The sequence below is a fragment of the Flagellimonas abyssi genome, from assembly GCF_019457905.1.
Lineage (GTDB): Bacteria > Bacteroidota > Bacteroidia > Flavobacteriales > Flavobacteriaceae > Flagellimonas > Flagellimonas abyssi.
On sequence record NZ_JAHZSV010000003.1, the window covers coordinates 479,077 to 497,426 of the forward strand.

Below are 18,350 nucleotides of genomic sequence, written 5' to 3' on the forward strand. Positions count from 1 at the left end.
CGGGATTTAATTATATCACAAGTCCAATTTTAAATGGAGCTCTTTTAGTTGCTCGTCGTCGATGTTCGCCGGGGCATCTATCATAACATCGCGTCCACTGTTGTTTTTTGGGAAAGCGATGTAGTCCCTAATAGTTTCCTGTCCGCCCAAAATGGCCACCAATCTATCCAGACCAAAAGCGATACCACCGTGGGGAGGCGCTCCATATTGGAAGGCATCCATCAAAAAGCCGAACTGTGCTTTTGCTTCCTCTGTGGTAAAGCCCAAATGTTTGAACATGGTCGCTTGGGTCTCCTTGTCATAGATCCGTATGGAACCACCGCCAATTTCATTTCCGTTCAGTACCAAATCGTAAGCGTTGGCCTTTACTTCTCCGGGTTTTGTGTCCAACAATTCCAACTGGCCTGGTTTTGGAGAGGTAAAGGGGTGGTGCATGGCATGGTACTTTCCTGTTTCCTCATCCAGTTCCAACAATGGAAAGTCCACGACCCATAATGGCGCGAACTCATCTTTTTTTCTAAGGCCCAAGCGTGTTGCCAATTCCATTCGTAATGCGCTTAATTGAGCGCGTGTTTCGTTGGTGTTGCCTGAAAGAACGCAGATTAGGTCTCCGGGCTTTGCTCCTGTGGTCTCTGCCCATTTGGCCAAATCTTCTTGGTCGTAGAACTTGTCCACAGATGATTTATAGGTTCCGTCTTCGTTGCATTTTACATACACCATTCCCTTAGCACCAACCTGAGGTCTCTTGACCCAATCAATTAACCCATCTATTTCTTTTCGAGTGTAAGAAGCTGCTCCCGGTACTGCTATTCCGACAACCAATTCGGCGGAATTGAACACATTGAAATCTTTGTGCTGCGCCACAGAGTTCAACTCACCAAATTCCATCCCAAATCGGATGTCGGGCTTATCGTTTCCATAAAGTCGCATGGCGTCATCGTAGGTCATGCGAGGGAATTTGTCCACTTCCACACCTTTGATTTCTTTTAGAAGATGCTTGGTCAGACCTTCAAAAGTCTTCAGGATGTCTTCCTGTTCCACAAATGCCATTTCACAATCGATTTGTGTGAACTCGGGCTGGCGGTCGGCACGGAGGTCTTCGTCCCTAAAACATTTCACGATTTGGAAATATTTGTCCATTCCGCCGACCATCAACAATTGTTTGAAGGTCTGGGGAGATTGGGGAAGGGCATAAAACTGTCCTTCGTTCATGCGGCTGGGCACTAAAAAGTCCCTCGCGCCCTCGGGAGTGGATTTTATCAAATAAGGTGTTTCAATATCGATAAAACCTTGGTCGGACAGATATTTTCTGACCTCCATTGTCACCTTGTGCCTAAATATAAGTTTGTTCTTTACTGGGTTTCTTCTAATGTCCAAGTAGCGGTACTTCATTCGTATGTCCTCTCCGCCATCGGTTTCATCTTCGATAGTGAAGGGAGGAAGCAAGGAATTGTTCAGTATGGTAAGTTCGGTGACCAGTACTTCGATTTCCCCTGTGGGGATATTCGGGTTTTTGGAAGCCCGCTCTATAACCTGCCCCTTGGCTTGGATAACGGTTTCACGTCCCAGTTCGCGAGCTTGTTCCAATAGTTCTTTGGAAGTGCGTTCTTGGTCGAACACCAATTGGGTGATGCCGTAGCGGTCACGAAGGTCTACCCATGCCACGAAACCTTTGTCGCGTAGCTTGTGGACCCATCCACTTAATATTACCTCTGAACCTATGTCCGATGCCCTCAGGGCACCACAAGTATTGCTTCTGTACATGATGTTTGTTATGAGAGCGCAAATTTAATAGGAATGTGGATATTTTATAGGAGATATACTGTTTTTCTCTTGGACTTGTGTTTTGAAATTCCAAAATGGTCGTTAAACTTCATATCTCTTAACGTTAAATTAACATTAGAAATGAAAGTTGAGTAACTTTTGGTGAGCTTTAAGGCAAAATTCTCCGACAAAACGATTCAATTTTAATACTTATGAATTAAATAACTGATTGATATAGTGTAGATTGTGTGTTTAACGTTAATTTAATGTAAACTAAATGTTATGTAAATGTGTGATTAATGTAAAATTTAAGTAACTTTGATACGTTATCATATTGATACTAACAATATTAAATCCCATATAAATATGAAAAAAGCAGTATTTTTTTTGGCGGTGATGTTTGCGGTTGGTGTATCTGCACAAGATACCAAGCCGACCTTTGAAAAAATGGGAAATATGGTGAAAGCCACTTATTTTCATGACAATGGTGAAATTGCCCAAACAGGTTATATGTTGAACGGAAAGTTACATGGAGATTGGGTAATGTTCAATGTTGAAGGAAAAAAAATTGCCACCGGCCAATACGACAATGGAGAAAAAACCGGGAAATGGTTCTTTTGGAAAAATGATGAATTAAACGAAGTTGACTTTACGGATAACCGTATTGTTCAAGTAAAAAGTTGGAGCCAAGGCGATGCCGTAACGGTAAACAAATAAGCGAATAAACCAATGTTTAAAAAAAGCCCCGACCAAATGGTCGGGGCTTTTTTTATTGCTTTGCACTACATTATGTAGTTGCAGTTTCAATTTGTTCTTGTTTGCGTTCTTGCCGTGCCAACTTTCTTTTTCTAATCCTTAGCTTTAGCTTGTATACCAAGGTGAATAGGATAGGTACAACAATCAGTGTCAGGAAGGTCGCCACCAACAATCCGTAGATTACGGTCCAAGCCAACGGTCCCCAAAATATTACGTTGTCACCTCCAAAATAAATACCAGGGTCAAACTCGCTCATTAGGGTAAAGAAGTTGATATTGAATCCTGTTGCCAATGGAATCAAACCTAAAATGGTGGTAATGGCAGTTAGCAATACGGGACGCAATCTCGATTTTCCACCTCTTACAACGGATTCCAAGAAATCATCAGGCTCCAAAAGCCCATCTTCATCAAGGTCTAATTTCACCTTTTTTCTATCGATTAGCAGTTGGGTGTAATCCAATAGTACCACACCATTGTTCACTACAATACCTGCTAGGGAAATAATTCCCATCATGGTCATCATGATAACAAATGCACTTCCCGTAGCAACGATACCGCCAAATACGCCTATCAAACTCAAGAAAATCGCAAGCATGATAATGCCCGGTTTACTAATTGAGTTGAATTGGAATATCAGAATAAAGAATATCAGTCCAAGACCGGTGAAAAAAGCACCCATCAAAAAGGCCATTTGCTTATTTTGTTCCTCTATCTGACCTGTATAATCTATTTTGATATCATCCGGAAGATTTTCGAAATCGTTCATTTCTTCCTGAATTTTGCCCACAATGGCACCGGCATCCGTATAGCCCGAAGCCAATGCTGAATATACGGTTACCACCCGTTTTACATCCCGGTGCTTTATAGCACTAAACCCGGTGCTGTTCGTTTGCTTGGTGACAGCCGAAATAGGAACTTCCTTGATCTGTCCACTGGACGGGTCCCTAAATGTGATGCGCTGGTTGAAAAGGGCACTGGTATTGTACCGGTCCTCTTCGTTGAACCTCACATAAATGTCGTAATCTTCACCACCTTCTTTGTAAATACCGGCTTTGGAACCAAAGATGGAACTACGGAGCTGTTGGCCGATCTGACCGGTTGCAATGCCCAGCTCACCTGCTTTTTTACGATCTACCTGTACCAACATGGATGGCTTGGATTTGTTTACATCTATCTTGAGCTCATCAATTCCGGGAATGTTCCTTGAATTGATAAAATTTCGCATTCTTTCCGCGGTATTGATCAATTCGGTATAATCCTCTCCCTCCAATTCTATGTTGATGGGGTAACCGACGGGAGGCCCAACGGCGTCTTTTTCAACGGAAATGGCAACACCAGGATACACATCTTTCAATGCTTCCTGTACTTTTCTCAAAAGTTCTTGGCTATCCGCACCTTCACGGTATTTGAATTCCCGTAAGGTGGCCGTGATTTTACCCCTGTTCGGCATTTCCGCACTGGAACCACCATCGGTCTGGGGGTTACCGGCACCTTCTCCTACTTGGGATACGGCACTTTCGGTCATAAAATTGTAGTCACCGTTTATGTAAGCGTCCGAATTGATGATGTCGTATACCCGCTCTTCAATGTCCTTGGTGATTCGATTTGTCTTTTCTATATCGGTCCCTTCAGGATATTCGATATAGACAATGATCTGGTTGGGCTTATTATCTGGGAAAAACTCCACCTTGGTTCTTTGGCTGCCTACTGAAGCACCAAAACCAATAAAGGCAATTACAAGTAGGACAAAAGTGGTAATGGCAATAAAAATGGGCCTTCTTCCAGCAAGGGAATAGCGAAGAGTCTTTTCGTAAAAGCTTTCCCATTTGGGAAGGATCCTATTTTGGAATATCCCGGCCCAGTTTCTTAGGAACAAACGATAAATCCATAACATAATCGCAGTTAGCACCATCAGCGACCCTAATGACCTATATGCTCCACCGAAGATAACGATGAGAATACCGATAACGGAAATAATGGATGTAATGCGCACAATCTGTTTTAGGGGCATCTCCTTGTCCTCAGTGGTCATGTATCTAGATACCAGAACCGAGTTAAAGAAAATCGCCACAAATAGGGATGACCCCAAAACCACCGATAGGGTAATAGGGAAGTACTTCATAAACTGCCCCATGATGCCCGGCCAAAGTCCCAAGGGCACAAAGGCTGCAACTGTAGTCAGTGTGGATATGATAATGGGGAACGCAATTTCGCCGATACCTTTTTTCGCAGCTTCGATACGTGGCATTTTTTCCTCGTCCATAAGACGATAAATGTTTTCCACGACCACAATTCCATTGTCCACCAACATTCCTAGTCCCATAATAAGTCCAAAAAGTATCATGGTGTTCATGGTGTAGCCCAAAACGTTGAGTATCATCAGCGACATGAACATGGACATTGGAATGGCGAAACCTACGAACAATGCATTTTTGAAGCCCAAAAAGAACATCAGGACGGTTACCACCAAGATGATACCGAAGATGATATTGTTTACCAGGTCATCTACTTGACCAATGGTCTTGGACGATTGGTCGTTGGCTATGGTTACCGTAAGATCTTGAGGAAATTCATTATCAATGGCATGGTCAACGATTACTTTGATCTGGTCCACTGCGTCGACCATGTTTTTACCGGAACGTTTTTTTACATCGAGCATTACCACGGGGTGTCCAAACTCCCGTGCATAGGTGGTCTTTTCCTCTTCCTTAAAGGCAACCTTGGCGATATCCTTTAGGTAGATCGGGTTTCCGTTTTCGGATTTCACCACAAAGTTTTCCAGTTCGTTGGGCTCATCGATTTCTCCAACTATCCTAATGGTTCTACGTTGCCCGCTGGCAATAAGATTTCCTGCAGAGGTCGTCAGGTTTTCGTTGCTGATACTGTTTATGACATCGTTGAAACTGACCTTGGCGGCCATCATCTTGTAAATGTCCACGGCAACTTCCACTTCTTTTTCTTGGGCACCGCGAATGTCCACTTGCTTGATTTCTTGAAGGCCTTCTATTTCGTCTTCCAAGTATTCACCGAACTCTTTGAGTCTTTCAATAGGGTAGTCTCCGGAAATGTTGATGTTAAGTATGGGTATTTCCTCGGAAAGGCTCAAGTCAAAAACATTGGGTTCTACTTTGGCCCCGTTAAAGGTGGGCCAATCCTCCCCGGCTGTTTTGGAGTCGACTTCGTCCTTTACTTTTTGAAGGGCTGCCTCGACCGAAATGTTTTCATCAAACTCCACAATGATCATGGAGTAATCCTCTTGTGAGGTAGAGGTGATCTCTACCAGATTGCTTACGGTCTTGAGTTCGTCTTCAAGTGGGTCTGTGATGAGTTTTTCAATGTCCTCCGCGGTGTTTCCCGGATAGATTGAACTGATGTATATCTTGGTCTCTTTTACCTCAGGGAAGCTTTCCCTGGGCATGCTGAAATAAGCCATGCCACCAAGGATAAGGATAACCAGGATCAGCACATACATTGTGGTCTGGTTATCGATGGCCCATGAGGACAGCCGAAACTCCTTGTCTACACTTTTCTTTTGTTTGCTCATAATTTATTTGCTTTGGCTGTCTAGCTATTTTTTATGTTGACTTTTTGTCCTTCTTTCACACTTCGGGCACCTTCATCGATAATGGCATCCCCTTCGTTTATTCCGGAAAGTACTTCAACGTAATCGCCTTGTGTTTTTCCTGTTGTGATCACCACTTTTTTGGCTACTGGATCATTCTGAATGGAATCGGCATCCACCAAATACACATATTGCTCGCCATCGGCGTTTTCTGACAGTACACTTTGCGGGATAAGGATGGCCTTTTCACTGGTATAATCATTGATCATTACCCTTGCGGTAAGATTTGGTTTTACCTTGCCACCTAGACTTGGTACTGGAATTTCTGCTGTAAAAGATCTATTGCTGGGGTTGATGAAATTTCCGGTTTGCCTGATTGTGGTGGTAACACTATCACCAAGAACAGGGAAGAACACTTTTACATCTTTGCCAGTGGTAACATTTGGTAAGTGGCTCTCGGGAACTTCCACGTTAATGTACATATTGGAGAGGTTCACAATTCGGAACACTTCGGAACCTGGACCTGGGCTTACTACGGTCCCCTCATCTTTTATAACATCGTCGATTATACCGGTAAACGGGGCACGGATGCTCGATTTCCCTACTTGGCTTTCCATCTGTTTTACGGCACTTTGTTGTGCTTCGTAATTGGTCTTGGCCTGTAGGTACTGTATTTCTGAGCCGATGTTCTGTTCCCAAAGTCTTTTTTGACGTTCAAAAGTAGTCTTGCTCAATTCAGCCTGTGTTTTGAGCTGTGCCAACTGACTGGAAAGTCCACCATCATCTATAGTGGCCAGTAATTGTCCTTTGGAAACTTTTTGACCTTCTTTTACGTAAACGCGATTCAAGGTTCCGGACATTTCGGGATATATGAGTACGTTTTGTTTGGTCATAACATCTCCTTGGAGCTCCAAGTAGTGGTCAAATTTCTCTGGATGTACCTCGATTGTGGTTACCAAGGGCAGTTTTTCGGATTTGTCGAGCAGGGCAATGGCAGAATCCAAGGATTTTAATTGGCCTTCCAACGCTTTCTTTTGGCTGGAAACCTCTGCATGTTTGGAACGGATTGTCTCAATGTCCTTGCTGGCCAACGCTTTGTCCAAAGACTTGTTGCTGTTGCCTCCGCAAGAAGCCAGAACTACTGCGGTTAGTGTTATATATATTGCTTTTCTCATGATGGAATGGTTTTCTCTTTTGTTATTTGTTTAAAATATTTTCCAGTGCTGTCTTTTTGTTGATGACATCTACCATGGACTGTAAATATTCCTGTTGGCTTGTGTACAATTGGGTTTGGGCCTGTCTCAATTCAAAGCTGGTTGCCAATCCTTCCTCGTATTTAACCTGATTTTTGTTTTCTATGCGTTCGGCCAGTTCCAAGTTTTCTTTGGAAGTTCCATACTGCTCTATGGCAAGGATATAATCACTTTTGGCACTTTCCAATTGGAGACGGATCTGTGCTTGAGCCTCGGTGAACTGTGTCTTGGCCTTTTCCAAAGCTATCTTGGCGCGCTGTGTGCTTGCACTTCTGCCGAGAGAACTGAAGATAGGTATGTTAAGGTCTACTCCTAAAATGGACGACCCGAACCATTGCTGACCGCTGTCCAAAAAGTTAAAATCATTGCTGAAGGAGTTTCCTCCGTAGTTGATAAAGGCATTCAATGTGGGAAGCGCACGACTCTTGGCCAATTTTAATTCCAAAAACCGTTGTTCGTTGAGGTTGGCGGCCATTTTATAGTCCACATTGTTCTCAATATTAAATTCGGAATCAATTAACCCAAAATCAATCTCCTTTTTGGTAAGGTCATCCAGATTTTCGGTCAAAATCGTCGGTGTCTCAATGGGAAGCCCCAGTACCAAGTTCAACATTTGAAGGGTTATCTTCTCCATTCGACGGGCATTTTTCAGCTGGTTGTCCACCGTTGAGAGTGTTATCTGTAATTGATCTACGCTTTCCTCATCACCAAGGCCATTTTCATAGATTCGCTTGGTTTCGTAGAGGTTTTCTTCCAGTGTGGATTTGTTCTTTTCCGAAATCTGAACACTTTCTCGAGCTAAAAGCACATTTCCGTAGGCTTCCACCACAGATTTTCGGACTTCCAGTTCCGTTTTTTCCTTATTGTTCTGACTGTATTCCAAAAAAGTTTTGGTGGCCTGAACACCTACAATGTAGGAGCCGTCAAATATCTGTTGCCTTAGGGTTGCTGTTGCTGACATGGATTGTGCTTGACCAAATACAACTTCTTGATACGTTCCAGGTTCCCCACCAAAAAACTCGGCAGGAATCTGTGAAACAGGTTGTTTTAACTGGTTTTGATAGCTAACGGCACCATTGATCTGCGGAAGTCCGGTTGCAATGGTCTCCCATTTTTGCTTTTGTGCATCTACAATGTCTCGCTCAGCGTTTATGGAGCTATAGTTGTGCTCCAATGCGTAGGCAATGGCCTGGTCCAAACTAAGGCTTGGTATGGTATCCTGAGCGGATGCCAGCCATGGTAGTATAAGTAATAGACTGATTAACGTTTTTTGCATTTATTCTTTATTTGAATTGATGATTGAGTTGAGTATTTTTCTTCCTTCTGGAGTTACAATGCCCCTTAAATGATATTCCAGATAATAATCCATTAGTTCCGCCTTACTGAAAATTTCCGTGGGAAACAGGCCATTGTCCTTTAAACTGGTTATCCCCGTAAAATAAATTCGAGATACAAATTCCACGTTTAGGTTGTCCCTGTAAATTCCCATTTGCATACCACGCTTCACATTTTTGGCTACACAACGATGGGTGCATTCAAATTGTACTTCCTTGAGGGACGTATAGATTTTTGGATAATATTTTTGTAATTGATACAGCGGTGATGATTTTTCATCTTTTAAATGAAGCATCACAAACCTTTTGATTTCATAAAGCTCCTCAATAGGATTTTTTTGCAATGCCACGATATCATCTATGCCACATACAATAAAATCGGTCATTGACATAGCGGTCTGCTGAACTAGGTCTGTTTTGTTCTTAAAATGGGAGTAAATCGTTTTCTTGGATATCCCCATCTCATGTGCCAAATCGTCCATGGTAATACTCTTAAACCCAAGATTTAAGAACATCTCACCTGCTTTTTGAATAATCTTTTCCCTCATAATCAGGGGCAAATGTAAAGATGGAAACTTTAAAAACAAAAAAAGTTTCCATGGTTTTACAATTTTTTAACGAAGGGGTTTTATCATTTGTTTCAACGGGACTCTTTTGTATTGGCGAACACAGGGCTAAGTTGTGCATCTTTGTCGATGGTATTGCCATCAATGTTTCCCAACCGCCAAAAAAAGGGACTGAACTGAAGTAAGTATTTCTTCTTGCTGTTAGTTTTCTTCTGTTGTATCATGATTTTCGTTTTTGATTTTTCTTACATATGTTTTAAAAGCTTCTTCACCTTCCTCTTTCCAAAATTGGTCGTAGTGCTTCCATTCATCAAAATCCCTTCTCCAAGACCCACATTTATTGGACGATTTAATCTTCTTTTTGTGACTGCCGCTCTTGCTTTTTCCACCGCCTCCGCCAAAACCGAACAACAGTTTAGCTAAAATAAAGACGCCCAAAGCTTGCCAGTAGGTAACGCTTCCCACACCAAAAAGGTCTGGCATCAACCAGTTCCAAAGCCGCATCAGCAGATAATTGGCCAGCAAGAATATAACTACCCCCAATATGACCATGGCAATAACTTTAACCACCTTTTTCACGGTTCTCTCCACCTTCTTTTCTACCGCTTTCTCGAATTCTTTTTTATGTTCCATAACTCAGTTCTTTTAAATTCTCTAATGTTTTTGATAGTTCCGACATGGCCCTGTGCCTTCTGGACATTAAGGTGCCTTGCGGTATTCCTGTTCTTTCTGTTAGTTGTTTGTAATTGTATCCTTCAAAATCAATGGCGATAATGATATCTCTGTACGCAGGTTTTAAATCTTCTACGGCTCTTTTGAGCGCTTGTTCCATTTCTTGGGAGTAGCGGTTGTCCGCATCCCCATAAAAGAACTCAGCAAATTCCCGCCATTGTTGGTCTATATCCTCACTAGGCAATTTCCTTTCCTTTTTGCCGCGCATAATGTCTATGATTCTGTTCCTAATGGCATTGTACACAAAGCCGCCCACGTTGGTTATGGGCAATGCATCATCCGATCGTGAAAACATTCGCAGCGCAACATCCTGCACAATATCTTCCGCATCCCTTTCCGATGTATCCCTGATCTTGGACTGCACATAGGAGCGCAGCGAGCCATACTCCTCGTTAAAGAAGTCGGTCAGGTTGTTGCGATTATCGGTTTTGGCTGCCATTCGGTCGAATCAGGTTGCTTTTCACTTATAGAGACGAACAAAAACTATTTCATTGCAATTTTTCTGAATTTTTTTTTCAAAAGATTCCTTTTTTGGAAGGGAGGATACTTTGTATCCGGCTTTTAAGATGCTAAGTCCATCACAAATTGAATATTTGAATGTATTTTTGGCTCTATGTCAGATATCGATATCATTAGTCAGTACAGGGAGCAGTTTGTTACGTACCTCAATGAAAGGAACCAGTTAGGGGAGCCGAAGAATCTCTACGAGCCCGTGAAATATATTTTGGGATTGGGGGGTAAAAGAATGAGGCCTATCCTCACCTTAATGACCGCCGAGGCCTTTGGAGGTAAGGTAGAGTATGCTATGGACGCCGCATTGGCAGTGGAGATGTTCCACAACTTTTCCTTGGTCCACGATGATATTATGGATGATGCACCGTTGCGAAGGGGTAAAATTACCGTACACGAAAAATGGGATGTGAACACAGGAATCTTATCGGGCGATGCCATGTTGATTTTGTCCTATCAGTTCTTTGAAAGTTATCCTGCAGAAACTTATGTTGAACTCACTAAATTGTTCAGTAAAACTGCACTTGAGGTATGTGAAGGGCAACAGTACGATGTGGATTTTGAGACCCGGGACGATGTAACCATTGTAGAATACCTCAAAATGATTGAATATAAGACCTCTGTTTTGGTCGCTGCCGCTATGAAGATGGGGGCCATCGTGGCCAATGCGTCCCAAAAAGATGCCGATGCCATTTATGAATTTGGTCGTAACCTGGGCATTGCCTTTCAATTACAAGATGATTATTTGGATGCCTTTGGAGATCCTAAAACCTTCGGCAAGCAAGTAGGAGGGGATATCATGGAGAACAAAAAGACCTATTTGTACTTAAAATCCTTGGAAAAAGCCTCCAAAGATGACCAAGAAGGGTTGTTACACCTTTATTCCATTAAACCTGATGACTCTACTGATAAAGTCGAGGCGGTAAAAATTATTTTCAAGGAAAGTGGCGCAGTGGAAGAAACCAAGTACGCGATAAAGAGTTTTACGCAAAAAGCATTTGATGCCCTGTCCGAAACTGACTTGCCTGAGAAAAACAAGGCTTTGCTAAAGCAATTTGGTGAAAGTTTAATGGAACGGACCGTTTAGAACATTCGCTTAAACAAAGCTCTGATGAAGGGCATGGGTTTAGGAGCTGTTACTATTTTAAGCTCTTCCCACAAATTGGTTTCGTTCTCGAGAAATTTTAAGATCAATGAAGCTTTTCTTCGTTTGAACATGGACTCGAAAATTTCGTGCCCCAAGTGATTGTTCTCATACAGAATATCCAACAAGAGCATATCGTAGAAGAGAAACCTACTTTTTTGATTGAATTCTGTCAACGGCTTGGCCGTTTTTAGGTGTTTCACCAATTTAGGCACTATTCGACTAGTGTTGTAAAAGGTATAGCCCGTACTTGGTTTGGCCCATCCACCTGCAATTCCTATATTAAAAATCCGATTTGTATTATGTCCATGAAACGGATAGCAGGTCATTGGAATGCTGCCGAGTTCGGTTTCTTCAATAGTGTAAGGAGTATTCCCAAGATTAGTGGAAATATATGTTTTGATGGCATCCTCATACTCCCTTTTTTCCAAAAGGTGCTCGGAGAACAAGGTATATTCCACTAACGCTGCGTTATCGGAAAAAGGAAGCACGTACATAAATCGTGTGTTGCCTTTCTGCTCCACCGAAAAATCCATAAAAGTAGCCTCTCTTAAATTAAATACCGACTGTTCGGTTTTAATTTGCCATCCGACAAAGTGTTGTTGCAAAACAGGAAATTTACTTTGTTTTAACGGGGGGAAAGAATCATAGAGGCTGGAAAATACCGTTTGTCCTATATATTTTTGAGAGGAAGTGGTAACCAAAACTTCGTTTTTCTGTTCTTCAATGTGTTGCACTTCTTCCTGCACCCAAGTAACGTTCTGATACGCTTTTATCTTAGGTAAAAAGTGGTTGTAAAAGTCAATACCTCGTAGCATCTTGTATGTGTATGGTGCAATGGAAGTTGATTTTTGAAGTTGTTGTCCGCCCACATAAATCGTATCCCACGTTTTGAAGATGAGGTCATCAAATTGACCTTTGCCACGCTCCCAAAAACACCAAGTTCGGTCGTTTCTGGATTTATCGTCCTTATCCAACACCAAAATAGATTTGGAAGCAAAGAATTCATCCTTGCCCAAGGCATCGGCTAACAATAGCCCTGCAGCTCCCGCTCCAATAATAATGTAGTCGTATTTGGGCATGGAGTAAAAATACATAAACAAAACAAAGGGAAGACATGTGCCTTCCCTTCATATCAATGTTTTTATAAGTGAACTTTATTCATCTTTACCTGGAATTGATGCTGGCCAAGAATCACGGTATTCGGTCATCGTTGTTTCATAACTTTTCGCCAATGATTCAGCTTCCTCTTCGGAATACAGCTTTTTTGCTTTATCAAAAAAGTCTTTTTCCTCATCTTCCAGATGGTGCTCTACTTTGTGAATCAATTTTTTTACGGTTGCCAACCAATGGGGAGAGCTCATGTCCGTATCGTTGATTTCTTCGATAAGCTCATCCATTTCATGGTGTTCTGCCATTCCGTGTCTGGCATCTTCTTGCATGTCGTCGCTATCAACCAATGGAGAATAGAAATAGCGTTCTTCGGCCACGGCATGCACTTCCAATTCTTTTTTTAGTTTTTTCCAAAGTTCCCTTCGTTCTTCAGTATCCCCCGATGTGTTGCTTATTTTATCACACAAATCCCGTTGGATGTCATGGTCCTGTTTAATTGCCTTGTAAATTTTCATATACCTTGATTTTATTGTAATTATTTAATAACTAACATCTTAGTAAAATTAAACGTGATACAAAGACATCATTGCTCCATTCGATTAAATTATTGATAGAATTGGGTTTTTTATATTCAGGATGGGGTTAGAGTACGAGAAACGATTTAGAAAACAGTATACCGTAACCCAAAGAACCCTCGGATCCCTTGGTTGGGTCCGTACACATAACTTGGGTCAAAAGTTAAGGCATAAGGATTGTTTGGTGTAGCTACGGCATTGCCATTGTTGTCAAAAGTTACTTCCTTATCAAAAGGGTCGTTGGCACGGGCGATGATAAACGGATTGCCACGGTTCGGGGTCCAGTCCAATAAATTTTTGATACCTCCGTACACTTCAAAATTGTTGAGCCCCTTGTAGGTAAACTGGATATTCTGAATGCTCCAAGTAGGGGAGTATTCGCTTCGTGGATCCAAATCGCCCAATAGCGGCAAGCGCATCGGGCCATATAAATTTCCCGTATAATCGGCCGTTAGGTGGAGCGACCTAAAAGTGTACGATAGATTCCACGTAGCGGTAATACTTTCGGTAAGGATTTGCTGTTGGGTGACCCCATTTTCGGTGTTGCTTACATCCTGCCAAGTAGCTCCCACCATAATCTTAAAACTGCTCGGAAAAGCAATATCCACGTTGGCACTTATCCCTTGAGAAACGGATTTGCCATCCAGATTATCATAAATGATCTGGTTGGGATTGGTTTCATAATCGGGCAAGATTACATTCGAGAATCGGGTATAAAAAGCTGAAGCATCCAATCCGATGAAGGTACCGTTATCGCTATATATTTTCTTTAAATAATTGATATTGACATTGACAGACCGTTCTGGTTTCAATTCCTCGGCAATAACCACTTCTCTAGACCCCGTCAGTGCTGCGTGATCTTCCGTAAATAAATTAACTACGCGAAACCCTGTCCCAGCATTTACACGGAAAATATCATTGTCAGAAATCTTCCATTTGTACGCGGCCCTCGGGGTTAGAATATTGCCGTGCCTTTGATCATAATCATACCGCAGGCCTGCCAAAAAAGAATGTTTGGGAGCAAAGGAGTATTCATCCTGTGCAAATACACTTGGAATCCAAATGTTGTCCGCCTCGGTGGTCGCTGGCGTATTGTCATCATAGTAATTATAACGAACCGCGCTCCCAAATAGCAAATCATGGTTGCCTGCGGTCCTGTCCCAGGTCAACTGGGCAAAACCAATGCGTTGGTCGGCCAAGTACTCCGTATCGCCATATACCGAGTTTTGGTTGTGGTCGTTATAGGAGAAGGAGAGGAGAAACTTTTCCTCAAACGGCAACTGATACTTGCCCAACAGCTCCCAACGTCTTGTATAGATGCTTTCCCCATAAATTTCATCCCCGCCACGATACTCTGGGGTCCATTGCATCTCACCACCCCAGCGGTCCTCATAAAAAAAGCGACCTGCCAAGGAGAACAGTCGATTATCCTTTCGTTCAAAATCCCATTTTTGGAATAACGAAATACGATCTTGCAGGGTAAGATCGGTAAAATTGTCGCCATTCTTGTCCACGGGAACATCGTAATTAAAGTAGTTGACGCCCAAAAGCAGGTTTGCTTTATCGCTGACCGATATTTTGCTGCCCACATCCAAATTGTATTCGCCCCAACCCGTAGCAAAGCCATCGGCAAAGAACTCTGGTGCACTCAGCGCATTTTTAGTGATGATGTTGATCAAGCCGCCTACTGCTTCACTTCCATAGAGCGAAGAAGCCGGACCTTTTACGATTTCAATCTGCTCGATCAGCGAGTTTGGGATGCCAGTGAGTCCGTAGACCGTACCCAAACCACTCACAATGGGCATTCCATCAATAAGAACCAAGGTATAAGGCCCTTCCAATCCGTTGATGTGGATATCGCCCGTGTTGCACACATTGCAATTGATCTGTGGTCGAACCCCGTTCACATTTTGGAGCGCATCAAAAACGCTGGCTGTGGGATTCTTTTTCAAAAAAGCAGGGGAGTAGACCTCTACGGGTACTGGACTTTCCAATCGGCTAACAGGTTTAAGGGTGCCCGTCACCACAGTTTCTTCCAAACTTTGTGCCGAAGCTTCCAGCTGTATGTTGACGGTTTTATTCGCTCCTGCTTCAATGTTGATTTTGGTTTGATACGGTTGATACCCCAATGATGTCACCAATATCATATAATCTCCTGCTGGAATGTCGGTCAACTCAAATACACCATCAATATCCGTAGCGGTACCAATTTCCGTGCCTTTCAATAATACGTTGGCCAAGGGTAAGGGGTCCCCGTTGTCGGTCACCTTTCCGCTCAGGGATGTAGTCTGTGCGAAACAATAGCTGCTAGTTAAGACTATCCATAAAAGGATGCTATGTTTATGAAATGATTTCAATTAGTATAAAATTAAATTTAGACAAATCTAAAAATAGATTTTGTCAAATAAAAATGTATTTTTGGTAAAATGTTTTTTTGATGACTCGATCAGAGGAGAATTATTTAAAGACAATTTTTCATTTGGGAGGTGGTGACTCCAAGTCCATTACCACCAATGCCATTGCAGAGCAGATGGAGACAAAACCATCTTCGGTAACGGACATGGCCAAGAAATTGTCAGAAAAAGGATTGGTTGACTATGTGCGTTATCAAGGGGTGTCGTTGACAGCTGTGGGAGTGAAAACGGCCTTGTCCATTATCAGAAAACACCGTCTATGGGAAGTTTTTTTGGTAAAGAAGCTAGATTTTACCTGGGATGAGGTGCACGAAGTAGCGGAACAGTTGGAACACATCAAAAGTGAAAAATTGGTTGATAAAATCGATGAGCTTCTGGATTTTCCCAAGTATGATCCGCATGGGGACCCCATTCCCACCAAAGATGGAAAGTTCCAAGAGCGGGATGAAAAATTGCTCAGTGAAATGCCCATCAATTCTCAAGGAGTTTGCGTGGGGGTGAAAGACTCCTCCGTACCTTTTTTAAAGTTTTTGGACAAGAACAGAATCGCTTTGGGAAATACCATCAAAGTATTGGACAAGGAAGATTTTGACAATTCTCTTCGTATTCAAATGGAAGGAAAGGAAATGCGGATATCACATCAAATTGCAGCTAACCTCTATGTAAAAAAGAACGACTGATGGAACAAGTAATTCAATATTTTCAAGAAATAGACCCCGTATTGGCGGCATTGTACGCAACTCTTTTCACTTGGGGATTAACGGCGGCGGGAGCAGCTTTGGTATTCTTTTTTAAAGGGATGAACCGGGCACTTTTGGACGGAATGTTGGGATTTACGGGAGGGGTTATGGTTGCTGCCAGTTTTTGGAGTTTGTTGGCCCCAGGAATAGAAATGAGCCCGGGCGATGGTTTTGTAAAGGTAATTCCAGCTGCGGTTGGTTTTTTGCTTGGAGCAGGTTTTATTTTTGGATTGGACAAGATTTTGCCCCACTTACATATCAACTTTAAAATGAGTGAAGCCGAAGGGGTAAAAACCCCTTGGCACCGAACCACTTTGCTCACTTTGGCGATTACCTTGCACAATATTCCCGAAGGATTGGCCGTAGGAGTCTTGTTCGGCGGTGTCGCAGCTGGTTTTGAGGGAGCCTCCATTGGTGGGGCGGTTGCATTGGCCTTGGGTATCGGGCTACAGAATTTCCCAGAGGGATTTGCCGTGGCCATGCCCTTAAGAAGACAGGGGCTTAGCCGAACAAAAAGCTTTATGTATGGACAGGCGTCCGCACTGGTGGAACCTATCGCTGGAGTATTGGGTGCTTGGGCCGTGTTGACTTTTGAGCCTATTTTGCCCTACGCACTTTCGTTTGCTGCGGGTGCGATGATCTTTGTGGTAGTGGAAGAGGTAATCCCAGAAACGCAACAGGACAAATACACCGATATCGCTACAATGGGCTTTATCGGTGGATTTATTATTATGATGACCTTGGACGTGGGACTGGGATAGATTACCCCCCAATCATATCAAAGACACCCTTGGTCAAAAACTGGTCTGTTTCGTTCAGTTCGTTAGATATGATCTCGGTATACCCGTCAAAGGTGCCTCCTTGTTTTACAGCTACCCTGTCAAAGGTGTAGCTTCCGTCTTTTTTTGCTATCAATTTAAGCACGTAGTGGTTGCCTTCTGATTCGATTATGGCCTCTTCGGGCAATGACCAAGTTTTGATGGTATCCGTCATGATCATGGCATCCACGAACATACCTGGAAGAAAATTACCGTCTTCTTGCTCCAAGTGTCCATGTACCTTTATAGTTCTTTTGGTATTATCAATTGACGTTCCCACCAGATGCACTTCTGCATTGAAAGCTTCTTCAGATGCTTCAGGAATCTTGAATTTTATTTTTTGACCCTTCTTCACTTTTAGAATGTCCTTTTCAAAGACCGTGAGTTCCAAGTGCACATGTTCGTTGTCAACGATTTCCAATATTTCGGTGGCAGGAGAAACATAGCTTCCCTTGGCCACGTTCATTTTTGTGACGCTGCCCGAAATCGGGGCGTAAATTGAAGCTTGGGATGTTATAATTCCTTTTTCCACATTGCTGGGAGAGATGTTGAGCATTCGCAGCTGCTCCCCTAAACCTTGATAGCGGGCTTGGGCCGTTTGGTAATTGCTCTTGGCCTGAAGAAGATTCTTTTGGGAAGCGATCTTTTCATCAAAAAGGATCTGGTTCCGTTCAAACTCCGCTTTCAAAAAGTCCAGTTGGTTGAACACTTCGAGATATTCCTGTTGCATTTGCACAAATTCCTGGTTTTCCAAGACCACCAAAAGCTGTCCTTTTTTTACTTTGTCCCCGATCAGAAGCGATGTCTGTTTCACAAAACCGCCCATAAAGGCCGAGACACTGGCTCGGTTTTCTGGCGGAACATCTATCATACCAGAAGTCTCCACCATTTTGGGGAAGGTTCTTTTCTCCATCGTACCCATTGTTAGGTTGTTGGTATCGAATTGATCTTGCGAGACCACGATCCCTGTTTCTTCCCCTTGTTCTTCGGAAGCCGATGCTTCGCTGTTCTTATTACCGCAGCCCATCAATAGAAGGAAAACAGCGGCTATTTGAAATATATGTTTCAT

Annotated in this window: 16 protein-coding genes; 4 read left to right on the plus strand and 12 right to left on the minus strand. The window is 42.7% G+C overall.

What is annotated here, in order from left to right; all coding sequences use genetic code 11:
* Positions 1 to 15 precede the first annotated feature (15 nt).
* Complete coding sequence (gene aspS, locus K1F36_RS04825; RefSeq protein WP_220112771.1) at positions 16 to 1,764, minus strand: aspartate--tRNA ligase; 1,749 nt, start codon at positions 1,762 to 1,764, stop codon at positions 16 to 18.
* 366 nt (positions 1,765 to 2,130) lie between these two features.
* On the opposite strand from aspS, the gene K1F36_RS04830 reads away from it, so the two are divergent.
* Positions 2,131 to 2,481 carry a toxin-antitoxin system YwqK family antitoxin gene (locus tag K1F36_RS04830; RefSeq protein WP_207031449.1) on the plus strand — a complete coding sequence of 117 codons (351 nt, stop codon included), beginning with the start codon at positions 2,131 to 2,133 and terminating at the stop codon, positions 2,479 to 2,481.
* Between the two features lie 70 nt (positions 2,482 to 2,551).
* Here the strand turns inward: K1F36_RS04830 and K1F36_RS04835 are convergent, their stop codons facing one another.
* The 7 genes from K1F36_RS04835 to K1F36_RS04865 form a co-directional block, all read right to left on the minus strand.
* The gene (locus tag K1F36_RS04835; RefSeq protein WP_220112772.1) at positions 2,552 to 6,064 is read right to left on the minus strand and encodes an efflux RND transporter permease subunit; all 3,513 of its coding nucleotides are present in this window, start codon (positions 6,062 to 6,064) and stop codon (positions 2,552 to 2,554) included.
* Positions 6,065 to 6,084: 20 nt separating this feature from the next.
* Positions 6,085 to 7,257: an efflux RND transporter periplasmic adaptor subunit gene (locus K1F36_RS04840; RefSeq protein ID WP_220112773.1), complete on the minus strand. Its 1,173-nt coding sequence runs from the start codon at positions 7,255 to 7,257 to the stop codon at positions 6,085 to 6,087.
* A 22-nt stretch (positions 7,258 to 7,279) separates the two neighbouring features.
* Positions 7,280 to 8,611 carry a TolC family protein gene (locus tag K1F36_RS04845; RefSeq protein WP_220112774.1) on the minus strand — a complete coding sequence of 444 codons (1,332 nt, stop codon included), beginning with the start codon at positions 8,609 to 8,611 and terminating at the stop codon, positions 7,280 to 7,282.
* Entirely contained in the window at positions 8,612 to 9,217 is a 606-nt protein-coding gene (locus K1F36_RS04850; protein WP_108245438.1) for a TetR/AcrR family transcriptional regulator, read from the minus strand.
* A gap of 92 nt (positions 9,218 to 9,309) precedes the next feature.
* Positions 9,310 to 9,459, minus strand: coding sequence for a hypothetical protein (locus tag K1F36_RS04855; RefSeq protein WP_220112775.1), 150 nt, complete (start codon positions 9,457 to 9,459; stop codon positions 9,310 to 9,312).
* On the minus strand, positions 9,437 to 9,868 hold the full coding sequence (locus tag K1F36_RS04860) for a hypothetical protein (RefSeq protein ID WP_220112776.1): 432 nt from the start codon (positions 9,866 to 9,868) through the stop codon (positions 9,437 to 9,439). Before K1F36_RS04860 ends, K1F36_RS04855 begins: the two co-directional genes overlap by 23 nt.
* Positions 9,858 to 10,406 carry an RNA polymerase sigma factor gene (locus K1F36_RS04865; RefSeq protein ID WP_176618918.1) on the minus strand — a complete coding sequence of 183 codons (549 nt, stop codon included), beginning with the start codon at positions 10,404 to 10,406 and terminating at the stop codon, positions 9,858 to 9,860. Before K1F36_RS04865 ends, K1F36_RS04860 begins: the two co-directional genes overlap by 11 nt.
* Before the next feature lie 174 nt (positions 10,407 to 10,580).
* Between K1F36_RS04865 and K1F36_RS04870 the strand changes: the two genes are divergently transcribed.
* On the plus strand, positions 10,581 to 11,564 hold the full coding sequence (locus tag K1F36_RS04870; RefSeq protein WP_220112777.1) for a polyprenyl synthetase family protein: 984 nt from the start codon (positions 10,581 to 10,583) through the stop codon (positions 11,562 to 11,564).
* On the opposite strand, the gene K1F36_RS04875 is transcribed toward K1F36_RS04870, so the two are convergent.
* The 3 genes from K1F36_RS04875 to K1F36_RS04885 all read right to left on the minus strand — a co-directional run bounded on the left by K1F36_RS04875 (position 11,561) and on the right by K1F36_RS04885 (position 15,666).
* On the minus strand, positions 11,561 to 12,703 hold the full coding sequence (locus K1F36_RS04875) for a lycopene cyclase family protein (protein ID WP_220112778.1): 1,143 nt from the start codon (positions 12,701 to 12,703) through the stop codon (positions 11,561 to 11,563). The genes K1F36_RS04870 and K1F36_RS04875 overlap by 4 nt on opposite strands.
* 75 nt (positions 12,704 to 12,778) lie before the next feature.
* Positions 12,779 to 13,249 (minus strand): hemerythrin domain-containing protein, encoded by a 471-nt coding sequence (locus K1F36_RS04880; RefSeq protein WP_220112779.1) that lies wholly within the window; start codon positions 13,247 to 13,249, stop codon positions 12,779 to 12,781.
* A gap of 146 nt (positions 13,250 to 13,395) precedes the next feature.
* Positions 13,396 to 15,666: a TonB-dependent receptor gene (locus K1F36_RS04885; protein ID WP_220112780.1), complete on the minus strand. Its 2,271-nt coding sequence runs from the start codon at positions 15,664 to 15,666 to the stop codon at positions 13,396 to 13,398.
* Positions 15,667 to 15,746: 80 nt separating this feature from the next.
* On the opposite strand from K1F36_RS04885, the gene K1F36_RS04890 reads away from it, so the two are divergent.
* On the plus strand, positions 15,747 to 16,403 hold the full coding sequence (locus K1F36_RS04890; protein ID WP_220112781.1) for a metal-dependent transcriptional regulator: 657 nt from the start codon (positions 15,747 to 15,749) through the stop codon (positions 16,401 to 16,403).
* Positions 16,403 to 17,224 carry a ZIP family metal transporter gene (locus tag K1F36_RS04895; protein ID WP_207031474.1) on the plus strand — a complete coding sequence of 274 codons (822 nt, stop codon included), beginning with the start codon at positions 16,403 to 16,405 and terminating at the stop codon, positions 17,222 to 17,224. The genes K1F36_RS04890 and K1F36_RS04895 overlap by 1 nt, the downstream gene beginning before the upstream one ends.
* A 1-nt stretch (position 17,225) precedes the next feature.
* Here K1F36_RS04895 and K1F36_RS04900 read toward each other — a convergent pair whose 3' ends face one another.
* Positions 17,226 to 18,350 (minus strand): efflux RND transporter periplasmic adaptor subunit, encoded by a 1,125-nt coding sequence (locus tag K1F36_RS04900; protein WP_220112782.1) that lies wholly within the window; start codon positions 18,348 to 18,350, stop codon positions 17,226 to 17,228.